This window comes from uncultured Methylophaga sp. (assembly GCF_947259025.1).
Lineage (GTDB): Bacteria > Pseudomonadota > Gammaproteobacteria > Nitrosococcales > Methylophagaceae > Methylophaga.
This window is the reverse complement of the sequence record NZ_CAMYKO010000005.1, coordinates 660,049-680,101: the sequence shown is the minus strand read 5'-3', so window position 1 is coordinate 680,101 and position 20,053 is coordinate 660,049. Positions and strand designations below refer to the sequence as shown.

Sequence of the window (20,053 nt, the reverse complement as noted above, 5' to 3'; positions counted from 1 at the left end):
TTTTAACAATCTGGAATAGCAATCTCCATGGCTAAAACAATTCATGAAATTATGAAGGTGTCACCGATTGTACCGGTGATGGTGATTAACGATGCCGATCATGCGGTACCCTTGGCCAAAGCGCTGGTCAAAGGTGGCCTGAAAGTGCTGGAAATCACGCTGCGTACTGATGCGGCGCTGGAATCCATCCGTCGTATTAAGGCTGAAGTGCCTGACGCTATCGTCGGTGCCGGTACTATCATCAATATTGATACCCTCAACAAAGCCATTGATGCCGGTGCTGAGTTTATCGTCAGCCCCGGTACCACTGACAGCCTCATTGATGCCGCACTGGAAACCGGCGTGCCATTGCTGCCGGGTATTGCCAACCCCAGTGAAGCCATGCGTCTGCTGGAAAAAGGCATTACCGCGATGAAGTTCTTCCCGGCCGAAGCCGCCGGTGGTGTACCGATGCTGAAATCCATTGGCGCGCCGATTCCGCAGATTACCTTCTGCCCAACCGGTGGTGTCAGTCAGAAAAACGTCAATGACTACTACAAACTGCCGAATGTCGGCTGTGTCGGTGGTAGCTGGATGTGCGCCGCCAGCCTGGTCGATGCCGAGAACTGGGATGAAATTACCCGTCTGGCAGCGGAAGCGATTGAACTGGCGACGGCCTGATTGTTTCAGCCACTGTCTGAGAAAAAGGCGCCTTTTGGCGCCTTTTTTTGTTGTCATGCCGAGCAGAGTCGAGGCATCTTTGTGTTCCGAAAGATCCTTCGACAGGCTCAGGATGACGGTGTGGGGGAGTTAAGAGTATTGGTCAGTACAGCATCAGTCTGATCTGTCATGCCGAGCGGAGTCGAGGCATCTTTGTGTTCCGAAAGATCCTTCGGCAGGCTCAGGATGACAGGCGGGAGGCTCAGGATGACAGGGCGGAGTCCTGCCGCGCGATGATCAGCAAGCCACGTTAGAGAGCTGTCATGCCGAGCGTAGTCGAGGCATCTCTGGCCCAGTGCTTGCTGCTTCAACCGGTTTGCTAAATAACCCTAGTCAGGCTGCTGTCATCCTAAACGCAGCCCGAATTAATCGGCTTTAAGCAGAATGCCCCTTGCCAGCCAGTCAACTATCATCTGCCGGGCGCCGTTCTCTACGACCCGCGGATCCGGATGCTGCATGGCAGTCGCAATCTCTTCCACTGCCTCATAGCCGGTCTGGCCCTGTGACAGCAGCTCGAGAAGGCGGGCACTGACTGGATTAAGCTCAATAAACTTGATCTGTTCATCCTCATTACGCTGTACAAGCAGGCAGTTCGGCGTCTCAGAGGGCTGCTGAGGACGGTTATCCGGGCTGATTTTATGAACCGGGTATTGATAGACCAAAAGCCAGGCCAGCGGCGACTGCGTGTATTTCAAGGCCAGACAGTCCTGTTCTGCCTCCAGTTGGGTCAGCGTGAACTCGGGCTCGGCAATGCTCAAGGCCAGCTCCACCCATTCATAATGGGCGAGCTCGGATAAAAAGGGCGGGTCATCGACACTGTCACGTTCATTGTCCAGGTAAGACATAAACTCACGGGCAATCTCGATAAACAGCGGACTTTTGCTTTGGTGTCGGATCATAAAGTCACGCACCATCGCCAGCCAGTTATCCTCGGTGAACAGGCTGCGGATCACCGGGAAAGCGTTTTCCAGCGTGCCGTTGATATTGTTGAAAAATAAATCCCGGTAAATCGCCATGCGCCGGTCTTCGATATGATCAGGCGCAGCCTGATGGGCCGGATCACGAATATGCGCAGCAAACTGGTATTGCGTGTCCTGAAATGAATCAGCCATGCGAGACATGTTCGACCTGGTATTGCTGCTGGTGACGGTGAATGACACTGACCTCATCCAGCAGGTGAGACAGAGAAGGAATATTGAAATCGCGTTCCAGCAGGGTCGGGATCAGGCCATGGTGGGCATAGGTCTGATCCAGTAGCTCCCACACCGGATCAATCACATCCGCGCCGTGAGTATCCACGATCAGGTCTTCAGCCTCATTGTAATGGCCGGCGATGTGCATATAGGCAATGCGCTCGGTAGGCATCGCCTTGATATACTCCAACGGCTGATAACGGTGATTAACGCTGTTGACGTAGACATTATTGACGTCAAGCAGCAGATCACAGTCGGCCTCTTCCAGAATCGCTTTCACAAACTCGACTTCGTCCATCTCTTGGCCTGGCGCCGCATAATAGGAGACGTTCTCAATCACCAGCCGGCGCTCAAGAATGGACTGAATGCGTTTGATGCGATCAGCGACGTAATGCACCGCTTCTTCGGTAAACGGAATTGGCATCAGGTCATAAAGGTGGCCGTCGTCACTGCAATAACTCAGATGCTCGCTGTAGCAGCGAATATTATGTTTATCAAAGAACTTTTTCAGCCTTTGCAGGAAATGCTCATCCAGCGGGGCCGGGCTGCCGATCGATAAAGACAGACCATGACAAAGCATCGGGTAGCGTTCTGCCATGGCGGTGAATTTACGACCGAAAGCGCCGCCCATTTCCATCCAGTTTTCCGGGGCAACTTCCAGAAAATCAACGTCGGTGTTGTCGGTTTGAGCCAGCTCGTCGAGAAAACTGCGACGCAGACCCAGCCCTGCACCCGTGACCGGACATGTTGTGCTGCTCATAAATCGCTCCTGAATTGTGTCATTACCTTTATGACTCAGAAGTGGCGTGTTTGTTACAGCCACAGGCCAGTCAAGGCTCCAGATTGACTTCAAACATGGTGCGATCGACGCCGACATTGCCGGTGGTCTGATCAACTAAGTAAATGATGGCTTTGTAATGGCCAGACTTATCAATCTTGGTTTTACCGGAGAACATGCCCATCGGCCCGGTAAAAGCCAGTGGAATTTCGCCAACTTTTTCCTCGTCCTGCATCAGGATGGCTTTGGCCTCGTAGTTATCCGGTTTCCAGAGACCGTCCTTGGTGATAGGGCAGCCGCAGAGCAATGAAGCTTTGGTGTAAAACTCGACCTTGCCGCCTTCCAGCACCTGAGTCCAGGCATCAACGATAAAGCCGGGCATGGACAGGGTAATCCCATCGCCCAGTAAGTCTTTACCGGGCACGACCCAGGAAGTCACGGTGGCTTCCTGCAGGGACTGGCGGTAGCCATAAGGGCCAATCAGTTTGAAGCGCAGTAAACGCGGCGCCTCAATATCCACCTCGGCCACAAAGCCGGCGGTGTTGTCATCGGTCAAAGTCTGTCCGCGTTTGATCGGGTTTTTAATCAGCGTGTCGGTGTTGCCGGTATCACCGTTAATCCAGCCTTCATCCAGCATTTCTCCGGTCTCGGCATCTTCCACCACCACACGAACGCCACCAACGCTGGTGCCGATAAATTTAGCATCGACCGCCTTCGCACGAATCATGATTTGCGTGGTTTCGGCATGGGCGGGCAGGCTTAATGCCAGCATTAGCGGCAGGAACAGTGCAATTATGCTTTTTTTCATATCAGGCCTCGTGAAATTGGGATTATCAACACAAACACTGAGACCATTATGGCTGAGCTATGTTCTCGATGCATCCATAGTCACCCCTGTTCGGCTGTGAAAGACAGCAACTGCTACAATGTCAGCCTATTGAAACTTGATGCACCGGCATTCGGTCATTAATCAGACCCTTTTAAACTGGTATCGCTGTTCATGCTCGCTTACATCGTCCGTCGAATCCTTTATGCCTTTCCCATTCTGCTGGGGGTGAATGCACTCACCTTCGTTTTGTTCTTCATGGTCAATACGCCGGACGATATGGCGCGCATGCATCTGGGTAACAAACATGTGACAGAACAGGCTATCGAAACCTGGAAAGAAGAGCGGGGTTACAACAAACCGCTGATCTGGAATAGCGAGGCGGCGGGCACGGCCAAAGCAACCGATACTATTTTCTTTGCCAAATCTTTGAGCCTGTTTGTGTTTGAATTTGGTCAGGCTGACGACGGCCGCGATATCGGCCAGGATATTCAAAAACGTGCCTGGCCCAGCCTGGCGATAGCCATACCTATTCTGATCATCGGGCTGATGGTCAATATTACCTTTGCCATGCTGATGGTGTTTTTCCGAGCCACTTATGTGGATTTGAGCGGCGTGGTCTTGTGCGTAATGCTGATGTCGATATCAGGTCTGTTTTATATTATCGGTGGCCAGTTCCTGGTGGGTAAAACCATGCAGTTGGTGCCGGTCTCAGGCTATGCTGAGGGCTTTGATGCTGCTAAATTCCTGATTTTGCCGGTAGCGATTGGCATTATCTCCGGTATTGGCAGCGGCTCACGCTGGTACCGCACCCTGTTTCTGGAAGAAGTCTCCAAGGATTATGTGCGCACAGCCCGCGCCAAAGGCTTGTCCGAAGTCCGGGTATTGTTCTCGCATGTTTTGAAAAACGCCATGATCCCGATTCTGACCGGCGTGGTGGTAGTGTTGCCGACCTTGTTTATGGGCAGTTTGATCCTGGAGTCCTTCTTCGGCATTCCGGGGCTGGGCAGTTACACCATTGATGCCATTCACGCCCAGGACTTTGCCATCGTCCGCGCCATGGTGTTCCTGGGCTCAGTGCTGTATATCGTGGGGCTGATGCTGACCGATATTTCCTACACCCTGGTCGACCCGCGGGTGCGACTCGATGCCTGAGCAGCTCGATATACGTCAGCATGCGTTAGATATTTTACTGATGGCCGATCCCTGGGAGAAAGCCGCAGCAACCCAGGCTTTGCATCAGTCAGTTGAGCAGCAGGGCTATTACTTATCTGCTGCGGCTTTCAATCCGCCCGCTTACCCGGGCCGGCCTGAAAAGCCCGAACTGGTGGCCCCTCGCGATTTGCCCAGAAGACGCAATAACCGCGAAACCGGCCATGCCACGCTAATCCATGCGATTTGTCATATCGAGTTCAATGCGATCAACCTGGCGCTGGATGCGATTGCCCGTTTTGCTGGCATGCCGGAGGCTTATTACACGGATTGGCTGCAGGTCGCCTACGAGGAATCCACCCACTTTGAGATGCTGGATGCGCATTTGACCACAATGGGTTTCCGTTACGGTGATTTCCCGGCTCATGACGGCATGTGGGAAATGGCACAGAAAACCCATCACGATCCTTTGCATCGGATGGCGTTGGTGCCCAGAGTGCTGGAAGCGCGGGGGCTGGATGTCACGCCATCAATGATGAATAAACTGACTTCATCGGGCGACCACCGGGCGGTGGAGATTCTGGAGACCATCCTGCGTGAAGAAGTGGGCCATGTAAAAGTCGGCACTCGCTGGTTTAACTACCTCTGCGAGCAGCGGGGTTTAGACCCATATCTGACTTTTAAGGAACTGCTGGAAACCTATTTTAACGGTGAAATCCGCGGACCCTTTCATACCGAGGCGCGGCTGGAAGCCGGTTTCAGTGAAGCGGAAATGCAGTTACTGGAATCACAGGCAGTCTATAAAAAGCGTGCCTGAGGGTTTGAACTTCAAGGTTGAGAGCAATACACGAAGTCACTGCGAGGAGCGATAGCGACGCGGCAGTCCAGTCCCAGTGAGTGGAGTCTTAACCCTCTTTCTCAGCCTGCTCCTCACGCGCTTTTTTCTTTTTCGCCATCTCGGCTTTCTGACGACGCGACTCTTTGGGATCAGCAATCAGAGGCCGATAGATTTCAATCCGGTCTTTATCCCTGAGCGTCGCGTTGAGCTTGCACATTTTGCCAAAAATGCCGACCTTGTCTTTGTCGAGATCGATCTGCGGGTAGCGTTCCAGGATACCGGAGCGCTTGATGACTTCTTCAACCTGGGTGTCAGCCGGCACCTCAATTTCCAGAATGACTTGTTCGTCGGGCAGGGCGTAGGCCACTTCGACCAGAATCAGATCAGCGTTTTCCATAAATTTCCTGAGCACGTTGACAGAAAGCATCAACCAGAGAGCCGGATATCTGGGTGAACACCGGTCCCAGCGCCAAATCCAGCAGGCGGGTGGAGAACTCAAAGTCCATATCCAGCTGAACGCGGCAGCCTTTGCTATCGCCAATCGGTTTGAATTGCCAGTGACCTTCCAGGTGACGGAACGGGCCGTCAATCAGCTCAATGCGGATAGCATTGCCGTGATCGAGCAGGTTTCGGGTGGAAAACTCATGATGTATGCCGCCCTTGGCAATGTCCAGGGTGGCACAGATGACATCTTCATTTTTGCTGATGATGTGGCTGTCGCGACACCACGGCAGAAAGCGCGGATAAGCCTCGACATCATTGACCAGATCAAACATCTGATCAGGGGTGTACATCACCAGAGCACTGCGTGTAATGGTTGTCATTGAATCGGTTTATTTATTCAGTATGTCAAGCAGGCCGGTCAGATTGGCAAACACAATCAGGATTGCTACCGGCGATACAAATCGAATCAGAATGAGCCAGAAGTAATACAGCACTCCATTGCCGATGGCCAACTCCTCAGCAGTGCTGGATTTCTTCATCATCCAGCCTGCAAACAGAGCTATCAGTAATCCGCCCAAAGGCAACATGATATTCGCTGTCAGGTAGTCAAGCAAGCCAAACGCCGTCTTGCCGAACAGTGTCCAGTCCTGACCGATATTAAATGAGAACACAGTCAGTAGCCCCAGCAGCCAGATAACACTGGTCGCCAGCATGGTGGCATTACGGCGGCTGAGGTTGTGGTTTTCCACCATCCAGGCAACGATAGGCTCAACCAGCGAGATGCCCGAGCTCCAGGCAGCAAACACCAGCAACAGGAAGAACAGGGCACCAAAGAATTCACCGCCAGGCATATGGCCGAAGGCGATAGGCAGGGTTTCGAAAATCAGGCTGGGCCCGGCGCCGGGCTCCATGCCATTGGCAAACACCAGCGGAAATATCGCCAGACCGGCAAGCAGGGCAACACCGGTATCCATGATCGAAATAGTGACCGAGACTTTAAAAATAGAGGTCTTTCTGGGCAGATAAGAGCCGTAGACCATAATCGCGCCCATGCCCAGACTGAGGGTAAAGAAAGCATGGCCCATGGCAATCAATACGGAATTGGCAGTGAGCTTGGAAAAGTCAGCATCAAACAGAAAATGCACGCCACGGGTAAAGGCTTCACCGGTATTGGCCGCGTAGCCAACCAGCATTACCAGCAGGATAAACAGTGCTGGCATCAGAACACGCACCGACTTCTCCAGACCACGCTGCACGCCACGTGTGACGACGGCCGCGGTGATCAACATAAATAAGGTATGCCACGCCAGTAAGCGTTCGGGGTCACTGACCAAAGCCGTATGAATACTGCTGGCACCATCCGGCGTGACGCCCTCAAAGACGCCGAACAATGTCCGCGGTATATACGCCATGGATTGACCGGCAATCACGCTGTAATAGGAGAGGATGAAAAAACCGGCCAGCACGCCCATGCCGCCCAGCCAGCGCCAGAGTCGGGAACGGCCTTCTTCCTCGGCCAGAGATTTCAGGCTGTTAATCGGGTTCTGACGGCCGCGTCGGCCTATCAAGACCTCCGCCATCATCACTGGAATGCCGATGGCCGCAATACACAGCAAATAAACCAGAACAAAAGCCCCGCCGCCGTTCTCACCGGTTACATAGGGAAACTTCCAGATATTACCGAGCCCCACAGCAGACCCGGTCGCTGCCAGAATAAAGGCCCAGCGTGAAGTCCACTCACCGTGTATCGACTTGACGGGTCTTGCCATAATCTTGTCCTGATTTAGCGCACAAATTGACCCGATTGTAACCAGAATTGAACGAATTCAACAATCTGGCTGTTTGTCGTTAAACATCCACAACTAATGAATATCAGTGACAAAAACTCTATAATGGCCGGATGGCTAAAAAGAGCAAAAAGAAAACTTTCAGTGACAACACCATTGCGGTCAACCGCAAAGTCCGTCACGACTTTTTTATCGAAGACAAGTTTGAGGCTGGTCTGGCGCTGGAAGGCTGGGAAGTGAAAAGCCTGCGTGATGGCAAGGTGCAGCTCAACGAGAGTTATGTGCACGTGCGCAATGGCGAAGCCTTTCTGGCCAATGCCCTGATTTCACCGCTTAAAACTGCCTCGACCCATATCGTGCCCGAACCGCAGCGCGATCGTAAGCTGTTGCTGCACCGCCGCGAACTCGACAAACTGATCGGCGCAGTCGAGCGCAAAGGCTACACCCTGGTGCCACTCAATATGTACTGGAAAAAAGGCATGGCCAAAATCCAGATCGCACTGGCCAAGGGTAAACAACTGCACGACAAACGCGCCACTGAAAAAGAACGTGACTGGAACCGCGACAAAGCCCGCATCATGAAAATGAAATAGCTGGCAACACGAAATTGTGACCGCCAATTGCCTGTGCATTGGCGATAAAAAATCCATCCGTGGCAATAAGACAGCAGGCCAAAGCACATAATCATCTGGGACGATTTTGATTTCCGCAGCAACTCAACAGGGAAACACGTCATTGCGAGGCCACAGGCCGAAGCAATCCAGGCCCTAGCTTGTTAACCCAATCATGTCATTGCGAGGCCGAAGGCCGCGGCAATCCAGACCCCAGCTCAAAAAATGACACACTAAGTTACCCACACCAAGCTACTCCACAGAACCTAGAGTCAAAATCAATAAATTCAACACCAACATCCCCTAGCTGAGAAACTCGTCTTTCTTTATAATGTCTATCGTTAAACAGCTTTGGGGGCGACTTGGCTTCGACGGGGGTCGCGAAACCTGAGGTGCATGCCGAGTATTTCAGTTCTTCTCGTAAAACAGACTGGAAAATTAAAATAGTTGCTAACGATAACAACTACGCACTAGCTGCTTAATAACCAGCAAATGCCGTCCGACCAGACCCGTGCTTGTGCGACTGGTATCGGGCGTCGACTCACACAAGATCGTCTCGACGTAAGCTAGGTGCGAAGAGACTAAAACTTTGACTAGCTCGCTGTCTGTTTGCCCTGTCCATCGGGTTGCAGCCAGTTAAATCAAAAGATGGAATAAGCATGTAGATCCAAGGGCGGAGGATCTGCGGACGCGGGTTCGATTCCCGCCGCCTCCACCAATCGAACAGAAAACCACCTTCGGGTGGTTTTTTTATGTTTGAAGATTGTGGGAATAACGAAGCCGTGTAGCGGGTTTCGACAACACAATCGAGGATTGTATTGAATATCGGCATTTATGCCGTTGGCCCGAAGGGTGTGTGGCAAAGCCACAATATCTCTCGCCGACTCCACCAAATTGAACAGCAAACCACCTTCAGGAGGTTTTTATTTCGCCTGTATCTTCTTGTGGAAAGACTAGAGCGACATGAGTTCGGCGTTTTCCAGTAACGAATTCTGAGCTACTTACTCTTTCAGGACCTTATGTGCCACCTTTAGCTGTATGCATAAATTTAATTTGCTGTTAAGAGACAAGAATCCCGATAAAAAATGCACCTACAGAGAATATAGCTAGCAAACTATAAAAATTAAGTATGTGCCATCGGTTACGATTTTTGATGATCCCGAATACTCTGTGGACTGAAGGATATACCAGTTTTCTACCGAAGCTATGCTCATAACCAACAAGCAAATCTTCTGCGTGGGGCTCTAATAAATACTTGTCGATCCGAACCGAAATATCGGTACTATGACTGATAGCGCTGTCCTGAAATGATTTATAGATAAGTTCTAAATATACAAACGCTAAAAGCAGCGCCAAGTTAGCCAAGGCAATAGCATCATGGTCTTGAGTTATTGAGAAAGCAATCACCGCTGATGAAGTCAGGAGGGCCCAGTTCTTAATTTTGAAAATGTGTTCATCACACTTATCAATAAACTCGAGGGTTTGAGCAAAATCTTCTCTAAGCACGTCGATGTTTTTCATTCGTTACCTGTTGTCGAAGAGGTGGTAGTTAGCTTTTCGTTTAATTACTCGCATTGTTGCGCGTTTTAATGGGTGGAAATAACTGATTTATAAAATCAGCGCAAACCGAAACATGATGCAAACAGTCGCCAACCAACAGTGAAGAACCATGAGCCATTGAGTTTCTGAGGTCTGCTATGACATCAGACATGGACTTGCACCAGGTATTACTGGAGCTTGGGTTACTCAAGTGGCGAAATCCAGCGTCAGTTATCCAACGCTGTGAGAGAGCATGATTTATGAGAACTCTCAGCATCATTGGTCTTTTAGGGTTTACCTTAATCCTTAGGGCCTGTTCGATAATCGTATATGTTTTGAGGTGAACCTCAGGAGCTAGTGCATAGAAAAAATATGAGTAGATCGCCATATTCTTTGCCACATTGAATTGGCCTTTTATGTCATCTGGAACCTGACAATTGAGGAGCTCATTTCCTAGATAATTATGCATTTCTTCTAACATGGGGATTGACCCAGATATAGCACCTACTAATCTGTGTTTCTCATCCATCTCTGTTAGCTTGTCTAAGCTTTTAAATTCTTCCATGTTTTTCTCTTACAAGTACGCTTAAATTTTAGTGATTGGCCTAATTGAGTCTGGATTAAATTAACCCATCTATTGTTTCTGATATGTCTGATTTCTTCTATTTATTAAATGAAGAGAAGGCCATAAATTTATGTTCTTTGGAAGTTGCAAGGACTTAGTATCAAGAACAACAGTAGCAGCTATATCAGCTTTGCTGTAGTGGCTCTGTTTCTTAGGATGATGCACCTGCAGCTGATTCGTTATTTGGATTATTCCTTCATCAAAAAGCTTGTGATGATTTGAACAGAGTAAAACACCATTACTTGGTGAGATTCGTTCTTCAGGCTTCGCCTTTGACCAAGGAACAATATGCGCTGCTTCTAGTGCCTGCTTGAAGCTAAAGCCACAAATTGCACATCTACTCTCGTACGCTTTTAGCAGTGTTTCGCGAAAAATATGTTGCGCTGTTCCTCTAACTTTTACTTTTGTATAGATTTCTTTAGCTTTATTTGGATTGTTTATAATCTCGTTGGACAATGTTTCTATAGAGTCATGTTCTGTAAAACCAAAAAATGGATTTTGAACCGTTTCCCAAGGGTGATTAAAAACCTTCTCGAAAGCTGAATCGATGTCCTCAATATCCCAGGCTATAAATCCTCCACCAGGTAAACCAGTGTTTTTACCAACAACTATGGCTGATAGAGGAGGTAATTTGTACTCCATACAATAAGCTTGGATGGGTTCTAGGGCATTACCTACACTGAGTGGATTTGTATTTATTAATGGCGCGAGCTCTTTATAAATTGGCTTTCTTCTGTCTTTAGCTGCTGTAGTTAAGATAGGCCATAATAGACTAGCTGCGTATTCCCAGTTCTTGGACATCAACAATTCCCTTGTAATTATGAACAGCTTTGAGTGGCTTTAACGATCAATTCAGCACTGTACGAATTGTATGAATAAAACCATTTTTTCACCATCATGGGTATTGTTAGAATATTCTTGAGAGATAAAAAATCATATTAGGCACAACTTAGACAATGCAAAATTACATAGTCAGAATCCAAGTTGTATTGTTCTAAACTGCATCAGAAAAGATAGGAATAAACGCAGGACGCAAATGAAAACAATAAGGAACTATTATCGAATCTTTGCTGGTGCGAAATCAGTACACACTCAGGAATGTCGAGAGCAGGGTTTCATCGGGGCCGATTGGGGCATCCATCAAGACCTGACCAACCATCTTCCAGACGAGTGGAAGACATTTAATCATCAATTCATACCTATTTACTTAGAAGCCAACCCCGGTAAGAGCAGGGTAGCAGCAGGTTTAGCTTGCGGCATGTTGCACACGGTATGTAAGGGTATGCTTAAAGGCGACATAATATTATGTCCTGATGGTGCTGGTGGCTACTATGTCGGTGAAGTGGCTTCTGATTACTACTATCATGCCGATGGTCCTCTCCAACATCGGCGAAAAATAAACTGGTACGAAGGTCGCTTATTGAAGGACGACATGAGCCAGCATCTCAAAAACTCTGCAGGTTCCATTGGCACCGTCAGCAACATTACTAAATATGCTGAAGAGATCGATCTACTTATCGAGGGTAAACAACCTCCAGCTTTAATTCATACGAACGAAGATGTCGAAGACCCATCTGTCTTTGCATTAGAAAAGCATCTAGAAGACTTCCTCGTCGTCAATTGGAAATACACAGAGCTGGGTAAGTACTACGATATTTTCACAGAAGATGGTGAAATAGTGGGTCAGCAATATCCCTCTGATACCGGGCCTATAGATATTCTGGCTATTAGCAAAGACCAAAATACCCTGCTGGTGGTTGAACTGAAAAAGGGCAGGGCGAGTGATGTTGTCGTTGGCCAGGTACAACGGTATATGGGATACGTGCAAGATGAGCTAGCCGAAACTCATCAAACAGTAAAAGGGGTTATTATTGCCCTCGAAGACGATCTCAGACTCAAGCGAGCATTGAGCGTTGCACCGAATATTGATTTTTATCGATACCAAGTTAGTTTTTGCTTGCACCAAACATAAACAATTACAGAAAAAGATATGGTTAATTCAGAAGAACAACAATTCCTAAACGAACTCGATAAAAAACTCTGGAATGCTGCTGACCGGCTTCGATCAAACATCGACGCCGCTGAATATAAGCACGTAGTACTTGGTCTTATTTTCCTTAAATACGTTTCTGATGCTTTCAAAGAGCGCCGCGAACAGCTGCGAGCAGATTTCAAAGACCCAGATAATGATTACTACCTGGGTGATGATGTTCAGGACATGGCCGAAGCAGAACTGGAAATTCGTGATTACTACACTGAGAAAAACGTCTTCTGGGTGCCTGCATTAGCTCGATGGGAAAATCTGCAAAACAATGCCAAGGTTGCGCCAGGCACTGAAATTGAAGTTAAGAATGGGAAAAAGGTTACCTACAAATTCAGCAGCATTGGCAAACTCATTGATGATGCTCTAGAAGAAATCGAAAAGGAAAACCCTAAACTCAAAAATGTGCTCGATAAAAACTACGCACGTCGTCAGATTGACCCCAGCATACTCGGCCAGCTCATTGATAAAATCGCCGAGATCCCGTTCCACCACAAAACACTGCACGCCAAAGACATACTCGGACATGTGTACGAATACTTCCTCGGCCAGTTCGCACTGAGTGAAGGTAAAAAGGGTGGCCAGTATTACACCCCCAAGGCCATCGTCACCCTCATCGTCGAAATGCTGCAACCCTACAAAGGGCGCGTCTACGACCCCGCCATGGGTTCCGGCGGATTCTTCGTCTCCAGTGAAAAATTCATAGAGGAACACGAAGGCAAACTGGGCAACATCTCTGTTTACGGCCAGGAATCCAACCCCACCACTTGGCGTCTGGCAGCTATGAACATGGCCATCCGCGGTATCGACTTCAACTTTGGCGGCGAACCGGCCAACACCTTCAGCAATGACAAACACCCCGACTTGCGTGCCGATTTCGTCATGGCCAATCCACCCTTCAACATGAAAGAGTGGAACACCGGCGTCAAAGACGACGACCCCCGCTGGCAATACGGCACCCCACCCACAGGCAATGCCAACTTCGCCTGGATGCAACACATGCTCTACCATCTAGCGCCCAATGGCAGCATGGGCCTGCTACTCGCTAACGGCTCCATGAGTTCCAACACCAACAACGAAGGCGAAATACGCAAACGCCTGTTAGAAGAAGACCGCGTCGAATGTATGGTTGCGCTTCCTGGCCAATTGTTTACCAACACCCAAATCCCCGCCTGCATCTGGTTCCTTACTAAAAACAAAAAGGCACACAACGGATTGGCAGATAGAACCAACAAAGTCCTCTTCATCGACGCCCGCAACTTGGGTTACATGAAAGACCGCGTCCTGCGCGACTTCACGCCAGATGATATAAAAACGATCTCAGACACTTTCCATAACTGGAAAACAGGTGAGAGTTACGAAGACGTACCAGGCTATTGCAGTTCAGCAACACTAGAAGAGATTAAAAAACATGACTACGTCCTCACCCCCGGCCGCTACGTCGGTGCCGCCGAAGAGGAAGGCGATGGCGAACCCTTCGCAGAAAAAATGACGCGTCTCACCGCACAGCTAAAAGAACAGTTTGAACAAAGCGACAAACTGGAAGCCGAGATTAAAAAGAACTTGTTGGGGTTGGGTTATGAGTTCTGATTGGATCGAAACTTCTTTGGGAAAGTTCATCGATTTCAAGAATGGTAGGTCTTCACCCGAAAGAAGCGATGATGCCTCTATACCTGTTTATGGTTCAAATGGGATTATTGGTTACTCTGAAGAATCAAATGCTCCTGATAATTGCTTGATTATTGGACGTGTCGGGTCTTATTGCGGCAGTGTTTATCACTCTTACAGTCAATGTTGGGTAACTGATAATGCGATATTAGGTCTGCCTAAGCATGAAGGGGAGTCAGAGTTTTGGTATTTCTTATTACTGAAATTGGATTTAAACAACTATCGCTCAGGCTCTGGTCAGCCACTATTGAATCAAGCAACATTAAATTCAATTTCTATCCGGATACCAGAATTATCTGAGGATAGGGCTTCAATTGGTAAGCGATTAATGATGTTCGATAACAAAATCGAACTCAACCGCCAAATCAACCAAACCTTGGAACAAATCGCCCAGGCCGTCTTCAAATCCTGGTTCGTCGACTTCGAACCCGTCAAAGCCAAAATAGAAGCCAAACAAAACGGCCAAGATCCAGAGCGTGCCGCTATGCGCGCTATCAGCGGTAAAACTGACGAACAACTCGACGCACTAAGCCTGGTTCAACGCCAACAACTCACCGCCACTGCTGCACTCTTTACTGATGAACTCGAAGGATCAGAACTTGGTGAAATACCGAAGGGGTGGAATATTAAAGAGGTACAAGATCTTGCAAAAACAATAAAAGGAAAATCGTATAAGAGTTCAGAACTTGTTGAATCGAATACCGCACTTGTGACTTTGAAATCATTTAATAGAGGGGGAGGGTACCGGTTAGATGGACTTAAGGAATATACAGGTAAATACAAGCCTGAACAGGAAGTTTTCGCGGGTGATCTAATAATCGCATATACAGATGTTACACAAGCTGCGGATGTTATAGGAAAACCGGCAATGGTCATAAGTGATTCGCACTATGAGCACCTAGTTATTTCACTTGATGTCGCTGTAGTCAGACCGGAAGTGGATGCCCACAAATATTTTTTATATGGAGTGGCTAAAACAGCGGTATTTCAACAACATACGAGATCATACACGACAGGCACGACAGTTTTGCATCTAGGGAAGTCCGCTGTTCCTGAATATAAGTTCGCAAAACCCTCTGAGGATTTATTAGAAACGTATAGTTGCATTGTGAAATCAATGTTTGATTTGATAAATGAGCGTGTCGAAGAAAACAATAATTTAGAAAGCTTGAGGGATACGGTGCTTCCAAAACTAATTTCTGGTGAGTTAGAAGTTAAAGATGTTGCTTAGTCAAATGGAAGAAGAATTTAATATCAAAAGAGAGGAAAAACATTTTGAAAACCTTCCTGTTTGGCCTGAATTTGATATTTACGATAAAACCATAGATTTCTTAATACCTTCAGCTAGGATTGAATCGTGGGAAGACTTTAATAAAGTCGTTAAGCAGTATCGATCAGATGATGATAGTGATGAATATGTGTTTCGTGGACAGCACCATTATAGATGGCCTCTACAACCGACTCTCGACAGGATGGACAAAGGAGCTATTAAAGAAGAAATAGCAAGAAAACAGCTTCGGAATTTTAAATTGTCTATTCGGGGTAGGTTGCCGGACAATAGTGTGTTAAATGAGGAAGAAGAAGAGTTGTGGGCCATAGGTCAGCATCATGGTCTCGCTACTCCTCTCCTTGATTGGACACTTGCGCCTTATGTAGCCCTCTTTTTTGCGTTTGTACAAGAAGACCCTGATGCATGGAAGGATGAAGATGATAAACCTACTAACTTCAGTCGTGCAATATTTATCCTAAATAAATCATTTCTTGAAGATCTCGATAATGATCCAGAAGTTAGTCCGCTGGAAAGAAGGTATCCGAAACTTGTCGAGCCTTCAAAAGACGATCACGGTAGATTGGTTAATCAGGCGGGTTTATTTACGATTGCTCCATATGGCGAAACATTGGAATCAGCTTTATTGCGTGCATTAGAAGAATCAGAGATTAATATAAATGATCATTCAGAAGTATCTAAGTATATTTGCAAAATTCATATTCCGAATACAAAAGAAATTCGTCTAGATTGTCTGCGACAGCTTCGTAAAATGAATATCCATCATGGAAGTTTGTTTCCCGATCTTATCGGGGCTTCAGGTTACTGTAACGATTTGATCAGAGAATATATAAATTCGAAAAATAAAGCACCATCAAAGACAGAAGTGGAGGAAGAAAAGCCTGCAAAAGAAGAAGCTACATCAGAGATATGGAAACACCACGAGTTGGGTACCTCTGAATTGCACTTAAAACCGCTCATTGAAGCCATGTTGATCAATGATGAGTTAAAACAAAAGGCAAATATCGATAAATTGAAGAAAGTCGCGCAATCAGCAGTTGATTTTGTTAATAACAAAGCAGGTGTTGATTGGTATAGCCGAGATTCACAGAAAGCACGATTAGTAAATATCACACGGCGAAATCTTCGAAATATAGGATTTGATGAAAACTATATTACTGAAGCAGCTATGGCTCTTGTTGAAAAAGCAGCGGCTATGAGCGAAGAGCAAGAAAAGAAAGGAAGTTCGAGTGGTTAACGAAGACCAACTCGAACAACTCTGCCTCAGCTGGTTCCGTGAAGGTGGCTATGAATATGCCAATGGCTATGATATTGCCCATGATGGCGAAGCACCAGAGCGAGAAGATTACAAGCAGATACTGCTCACGGGTCGTTTACTGGATACATTGCAACGCATCAATCCGCGAATCCCTGTTTCCACATTAGAAGAACAAGTCGTCCACGTTCTCAGCAAACCCGAACATCCAGCACTGATCCAAAACAACCGTATCTTCCAACAATACCTGTTAGAAGGGATGCCAGTAGGTTACACCGATAAGGATGGTAAAAAGCAGAGTGACCACGTCCAGATTATTGACTTTCATAATCCGGATAACAACAAGTTTCTTGTGGTGAATCAATTCACCGTGAAAGGCACCAAGATGAACCGTCGCCCGGACCTGGTGGTGTTTATTAATGGTTTGCCCATTGCGGTGATTGAGCTGAAAAACCTTAGTGACGAAAATGCCGGTATTTGGGAAGCCTACAATCAATTACAGACCTATAAAGATGAAATCTCTGATCTGTTTGTGTTTAACGAAGCGTTGGTGATTTCCGATGGCATCAATGCCCGTATTGGTTCACTAACAGCGAACAAGGAACGCTTTCTTCCTTGGCGCACCATTAAGAATGAAAACGACAAGCCTCTGTTGGAATATGAACTGGAAAAAGTCGTGCGGGGCTTTTTTGACCGGGAATTATTACTCGAATACATACGCTACTTTGTTCTGTTTGAGCAAGATGGTGATACGTTGATTAAGAAAATCGCCGGTTATCATCAGTTCCATGCCGTGCGTGAAGCGGTTCGAGTCACAATGATTGCTTCTCATAATTCAGATAAGAATTTACAGGAAACAGAACGTGCCACTTATGGTAAGGAAGTAGTACCCGGATCGCGTAAGGCAGGCGTAGTCTGGCACACGCAAGGTTCAGGTAAGAGTATTTCTATGGTGTGCTACGCCGGTATGTTGTTACAACAACCCGAAATGCATAATCCTACTCTGGTGGTGGTTACGGATCGTAATGATTTGGACAATCAGCTTTTCGATAACTTTGTTGCCGCAAAGATGTTATTGAGGCAAACACCAGTTCAGGCCGACAGTCGTGATGATTTACGTGAGTTGTTGGAGTCGCGTCAGTCGGGTGGGATTATTTTTACCACCATACAAAAGTTTTCGTTGCTCAATGGTGAAGAATATCACCCGCCGCTTAGCCAACGCAGTAATATCGTCGTCATATCTGATGAAGCACATCGAAGCCAATACGGACTCAAAGCTGTGTTGGATCAAAAGACCGGTAAATACAAATTCGGTTACGCCAAGCATCTGCGTGATGCCTTGCCTATGGCCTCGTTTATTGGTTTTACTGGCACGCCTATCGCCACAGAAGACAAGGATACCCGTGCGGTGTTTGGTGATTATGTCAGTATCTATGATATTCAGGATGCAGTGGATGATGGCGCCACTGTACCCATTTACTACGAAAGCCGTCTGGCCAAACTCGACATCAATCAGGCCGAAATTCAAAAACTCAATGATGAAGTCGACGAGGTCATGGAGGACGAAGAAGATGTCAATGCACGAGAAAAGGCCAAGAGCAAATGGGCCACTCTGGAGAAACTGGTTGGGGCTGAGCCACGCCTGAAAGAAATCGCTACAGACTTAGTTCAACACTTCGAAGAACGTAATGCCACCATAGAAGGCAAGGGCATGATCGTGGCCATGAGCCGTGAGATATGTGCCCATTTATACAATGACATTATCGCAATACGCCCGGATTGGCATAGTCAGAAGATTGATAAGGGCGCCATTAAGGTCATTATGACCGCCTCAGCTTCAGACAAACCTTTGCTACAGGCGCACACCTACAGCAAAGTGCAAAAGAAACGCCTGGAAAAACGCTTTAAAGATCCTAACGACCCACTTAAGTTGGTGATTGTTCGTGATATGTGGCTCACCGGCTTTGATGCCCCCTGTGCCCATACCATGTATATCGACAAACCCATGCGTAGCCACAATCTCATGCAAGCCATTGCACGCGTCAATCGGGTATTTAAAGACAAACCTGGTGGCCTTGTGGTGGATTACATTGGTATTGCTAATGAGTTGAAAAGCGCACTGAAGACTTACACTGATTCTCAGGGCAAAGGTAATCCAACGCATCTTGCTGCAGAAGCATTTTCTGTATTAGTCGAGAAGGTTGATGTTGTTCGAGGCATGTTTCAGGGCTTTGATTATGGTGACTATGAAACCGATGCGACTTCTCTATTAATCCCCGCAGCTAATCATCTTCTTAGCCTGGAAGAGGGTAAAAAGCGCTTCCTTGATAGCGTATTGGCAATTACCAAGGCTTTTGCCCTTTGTGGGACTCTGGATGAGGCCCAACAGTACAAAAAAGAAATCGCTTTTTTTTCAGCGGTCAAAGCGATCATCACTAAAGCAACTACGGTAGATAGTAAACGAACAGAGGAACAACGTAATTCAGCTCTACGGCAAATTCTTGACCAGGCAATTATATCGGAAGGTGTTGATGATATTTTTAAGCTTGCTGGATTAGATAAACCAAATATCGGCTTGTTAGATGATCAATTCATGGATGATGTGCGCAACATGAAAGATCGCAACTTTGCTGTTGAACTCTTAGAAAAACTGCTACGTGATGAAATACGTAGCAACGCACGCAACAACGTGGTGCAGGAAAAGAATTACAGCGACCGGTTGTTGGAGACTTTGAGAAAATATCGCAATCGAGCTATTGAGACGGCTCAAGTCATCGAAGAACTTATCCAGATGGCCAAAGAGTTTCAAAATGCAATGAAACGTCACGAACAGCTCGGTCTGAACGAGGATGAAGTAGCCTTTTATGATGCTTTAGCCAATAACGAGAGTGCTGTGCGTGACTTAGGTGATGAGGTACTCAAGGCGATTGCTCATGAGTTAGCAGAGAAACTCCGTAAAAGTACTACTGTGGACTGGCAAGTTAGAGATAGTGTCAGAGCCAAACTCAGGAATATAGTGCGAATCTTGCTGAGACGTTATAAATATCCGCCTGATAAATCAGCAGAGGCGATTGACCTGATATTAGAGCAAGCAGAGGTTTTGTCTGATACTTGGTCAACTGCTGCCTATGAGGGTGAGCGAACATGAAAAAAATTGCAGAAAGAGAAGATGGTTGTTCACTCTACGAGCACGAGTCATTCTATGCTGAATCCGAGCTAAACTTGGAAGGTACACAGTTGTCACGGGATGCAGAATGGGCATTGATAGATGATAGTAAATTTAGACTACTATACCTAAACAGGGATACT

At 47.2% G+C, this 20,053-nt stretch carries 18 protein-coding genes and 1 other RNA gene; 10 read left to right on the top strand and 9 right to left on the bottom strand.

Annotated features, from left to right (window positions below):
• Positions 1–27: 27 nt before the first annotated feature.
• The gene (locus Q0X64_RS09270; protein ID WP_297811767.1) at positions 28–660 is read left to right on the top strand and encodes a bifunctional 4-hydroxy-2-oxoglutarate aldolase/2-dehydro-3-deoxy-phosphogluconate aldolase; all 633 of its coding nucleotides are present in this window, start codon (positions 28–30) and stop codon (positions 658–660) included.
• A gap of 404 nt (positions 661–1,064) precedes the next feature.
• Here the strand turns inward: Q0X64_RS09270 and Q0X64_RS09265 are convergent, their stop codons facing one another.
• From Q0X64_RS09265 to Q0X64_RS09255, 3 genes are all read right to left on the bottom strand, one after another.
• Positions 1,065–1,811, bottom strand: coding sequence for a putative DNA-binding domain-containing protein (locus Q0X64_RS09265; protein ID WP_297811764.1), 747 nt, complete (start codon positions 1,809–1,811; stop codon positions 1,065–1,067).
• On the bottom strand, positions 1,804–2,652 hold the full coding sequence (locus tag Q0X64_RS09260) for a DUF692 domain-containing protein (protein ID WP_297811760.1): 849 nt from the start codon (positions 2,650–2,652) through the stop codon (positions 1,804–1,806). Before Q0X64_RS09260 ends, Q0X64_RS09265 begins: the two co-directional genes overlap by 8 nt.
• A 70-nt stretch (positions 2,653–2,722) precedes the next feature.
• Positions 2,723–3,478 carry a hypothetical protein gene (locus Q0X64_RS09255; protein WP_297811757.1) on the bottom strand — a complete coding sequence of 252 codons (756 nt, stop codon included), beginning with the start codon at positions 3,476–3,478 and terminating at the stop codon, positions 2,723–2,725.
• A gap of 192 nt (positions 3,479–3,670) precedes the next feature.
• On the opposite strand from Q0X64_RS09255, the gene Q0X64_RS09250 reads away from it, so the two are divergent.
• Together Q0X64_RS09250 and Q0X64_RS09245 are read left to right on the top strand one after the other, a co-directional pair.
• A complete protein-coding gene (locus tag Q0X64_RS09250; protein WP_297811755.1) occupies positions 3,671–4,651 on the top strand; it encodes an ABC transporter permease in 981 nt (326 codons plus the stop codon).
• The gene (locus Q0X64_RS09245; RefSeq protein WP_297811752.1) at positions 4,644–5,465 is read left to right on the top strand and encodes a ferritin-like domain-containing protein; all 822 of its coding nucleotides are present in this window, start codon (positions 4,644–4,646) and stop codon (positions 5,463–5,465) included. The genes Q0X64_RS09250 and Q0X64_RS09245 overlap by 8 nt, the downstream gene beginning before the upstream one ends.
• 88 nt (positions 5,466–5,553) lie before the next feature.
• Here the strand turns inward: Q0X64_RS09245 and Q0X64_RS09240 are convergent, their stop codons facing one another.
• From Q0X64_RS09240 to Q0X64_RS09230, 3 genes are read right to left on the bottom strand one after another with little or no spacing between them, the layout of a single operon-like run.
• Positions 5,554–5,883 carry an RnfH family protein gene (locus Q0X64_RS09240; protein WP_297811749.1) on the bottom strand — a complete coding sequence of 110 codons (330 nt, stop codon included), beginning with the start codon at positions 5,881–5,883 and terminating at the stop codon, positions 5,554–5,556.
• Entirely contained in the window at positions 5,870–6,310 is a 441-nt protein-coding gene (locus Q0X64_RS09235; protein WP_297811747.1) for a type II toxin-antitoxin system RatA family toxin, read from the bottom strand. Before Q0X64_RS09235 ends, Q0X64_RS09240 begins: the two co-directional genes overlap by 14 nt.
• 9 nt (positions 6,311–6,319) lie before the next feature.
• Entirely contained in the window at positions 6,320–7,699 is a 1,380-nt protein-coding gene (locus Q0X64_RS09230; protein ID WP_297811744.1) for a sodium-dependent transporter, read from the bottom strand.
• A gap of 131 nt (positions 7,700–7,830) precedes the next feature.
• Here Q0X64_RS09230 and smpB point away from each other — a divergent pair, with 131 nt between their 5' ends.
• A complete protein-coding gene (gene smpB / locus Q0X64_RS09225; protein WP_297811741.1) occupies positions 7,831–8,310 on the top strand; it encodes an SsrA-binding protein SmpB in 480 nt (159 codons plus the stop codon).
• 371 nt (positions 8,311–8,681) lie between these two features.
• Positions 8,682–9,046, top strand: a transfer-messenger RNA (tmRNA) gene (gene ssrA / locus Q0X64_RS09220).
• Positions 9,047–9,387: 341 nt separating this feature from the next.
• Here the strand turns inward: ssrA and Q0X64_RS09215 are convergent.
• From Q0X64_RS09215 to Q0X64_RS09205, 3 genes are all read right to left on the bottom strand, one after another.
• Positions 9,388–9,849, bottom strand: a complete 462-nt coding sequence (locus tag Q0X64_RS09215; RefSeq protein ID WP_297811739.1) for a hypothetical protein — start codon at positions 9,847–9,849, stop codon at positions 9,388–9,390.
• 40 nt (positions 9,850–9,889) lie between these two features.
• Positions 9,890–10,432: a hypothetical protein gene (locus tag Q0X64_RS09210; protein ID WP_297811736.1), complete on the bottom strand. Its 543-nt coding sequence runs from the start codon at positions 10,430–10,432 to the stop codon at positions 9,890–9,892.
• 69 nt (positions 10,433–10,501) lie between these two features.
• Positions 10,502–11,293 carry an HNH endonuclease signature motif containing protein gene (locus tag Q0X64_RS09205; RefSeq protein WP_297811733.1) on the bottom strand — a complete coding sequence of 264 codons (792 nt, stop codon included), beginning with the start codon at positions 11,291–11,293 and terminating at the stop codon, positions 10,502–10,504.
• Positions 11,294–11,528: 235 nt separating this feature from the next.
• On the opposite strand from Q0X64_RS09205, the gene Q0X64_RS09200 reads away from it, so the two are divergent.
• From Q0X64_RS09200 to Q0X64_RS09180, 5 genes are read left to right on the top strand one after another with little or no spacing between them, the layout of a single operon-like run.
• Entirely contained in the window at positions 11,529–12,464 is a 936-nt protein-coding gene (locus Q0X64_RS09200) for an endonuclease NucS domain-containing protein (protein ID WP_297811730.1), read from the top strand.
• Positions 12,465–12,482: 18 nt separating this feature from the next.
• The gene (locus Q0X64_RS09195) at positions 12,483–14,123 is read left to right on the top strand and encodes a class I SAM-dependent DNA methyltransferase (RefSeq protein WP_297811727.1); all 1,641 of its coding nucleotides are present in this window, start codon (positions 12,483–12,485) and stop codon (positions 14,121–14,123) included.
• Positions 14,113–15,432, top strand: a complete 1,320-nt coding sequence (locus Q0X64_RS09190; RefSeq protein ID WP_297811724.1) for a restriction endonuclease subunit S — start codon at positions 14,113–14,115, stop codon at positions 15,430–15,432. Before Q0X64_RS09195 ends, Q0X64_RS09190 begins: the two co-directional genes overlap by 11 nt.
• Before the next feature lie 4 nt (positions 15,433–15,436).
• Positions 15,437–16,726, top strand: coding sequence for an FRG domain-containing protein (locus Q0X64_RS09185; RefSeq protein ID WP_297811721.1), 1,290 nt, complete (start codon positions 15,437–15,439; stop codon positions 16,724–16,726).
• Positions 16,719–19,892 carry a type I restriction endonuclease subunit R gene (locus Q0X64_RS09180; RefSeq protein WP_297811717.1) on the top strand — a complete coding sequence of 1,058 codons (3,174 nt, stop codon included), beginning with the start codon at positions 16,719–16,721 and terminating at the stop codon, positions 19,890–19,892. Before Q0X64_RS09185 ends, Q0X64_RS09180 begins: the two co-directional genes overlap by 8 nt.
• Positions 19,893–20,053: the final 161 nt, after the last annotated feature.

What these genes read in the sequence shown, in the direction of transcription:
- Q0X64_RS09230 (WP_297811744.1), bottom strand. Translation starts at nt 7,699, where the DNA reads ATGGCAAGACCCGTCAAGTCGATACACGGTGAGTGGACTTCACGCTGG.
- Q0X64_RS09190 (WP_297811724.1), top strand. Translation starts at nt 14,113, where the DNA reads ATGAGTTCTGATTGGATCGAAACTTCTTTGGGAAAGTTCATCGATTTC.
- Q0X64_RS09260 (WP_297811760.1), bottom strand. Translation starts at nt 2,652, where the DNA reads ATGAGCAGCACAACATGTCCGGTCACGGGTGCAGGGCTGGGTCTGCGT.
- Q0X64_RS09270 (WP_297811767.1), top strand. Translation starts at nt 28, where the DNA reads ATGGCTAAAACAATTCATGAAATTATGAAGGTGTCACCGATTGTACCG.
- smpB (WP_297811741.1), top strand. Translation starts at nt 7,831, where the DNA reads ATGGCTAAAAAGAGCAAAAAGAAAACTTTCAGTGACAACACCATTGCG.
- Q0X64_RS09255 (WP_297811757.1), bottom strand. Translation starts at nt 3,478, where the DNA reads ATGAAAAAAAGCATAATTGCACTGTTCCTGCCGCTAATGCTGGCATTA.
- Q0X64_RS09265 (WP_297811764.1), bottom strand. Translation starts at nt 1,811, where the DNA reads ATGGCTGATTCATTTCAGGACACGCAATACCAGTTTGCTGCGCATATT.
- Q0X64_RS09245 (WP_297811752.1), top strand. Translation starts at nt 4,644, where the DNA reads ATGCCTGAGCAGCTCGATATACGTCAGCATGCGTTAGATATTTTACTG.
- Q0X64_RS09195 (WP_297811727.1), top strand. Translation starts at nt 12,483, where the DNA reads ATGGTTAATTCAGAAGAACAACAATTCCTAAACGAACTCGATAAAAAA.
- Q0X64_RS09200 (WP_297811730.1), top strand. Translation starts at nt 11,529, where the DNA reads ATGAAAACAATAAGGAACTATTATCGAATCTTTGCTGGTGCGAAATCA.
- Q0X64_RS09185 (WP_297811721.1), top strand. Translation starts at nt 15,437, where the DNA reads ATGGAAGAAGAATTTAATATCAAAAGAGAGGAAAAACATTTTGAAAAC.
- Q0X64_RS09210 (WP_297811736.1), bottom strand. Translation starts at nt 10,432, where the DNA reads ATGGAAGAATTTAAAAGCTTAGACAAGCTAACAGAGATGGATGAGAAA.
- Q0X64_RS09215 (WP_297811739.1), bottom strand. Translation starts at nt 9,849, where the DNA reads ATGAAAAACATCGACGTGCTTAGAGAAGATTTTGCTCAAACCCTCGAG.
- Q0X64_RS09235 (WP_297811747.1), bottom strand. Translation starts at nt 6,310, where the DNA reads ATGACAACCATTACACGCAGTGCTCTGGTGATGTACACCCCTGATCAG.
- Q0X64_RS09205 (WP_297811733.1), bottom strand. Translation starts at nt 11,293, where the DNA reads ATGTCCAAGAACTGGGAATACGCAGCTAGTCTATTATGGCCTATCTTA.
- Q0X64_RS09250 (WP_297811755.1), top strand. Translation starts at nt 3,671, where the DNA reads ATGCTCGCTTACATCGTCCGTCGAATCCTTTATGCCTTTCCCATTCTG.
- Q0X64_RS09240 (WP_297811749.1), bottom strand. Translation starts at nt 5,883, where the DNA reads ATGGAAAACGCTGATCTGATTCTGGTCGAAGTGGCCTACGCCCTGCCC.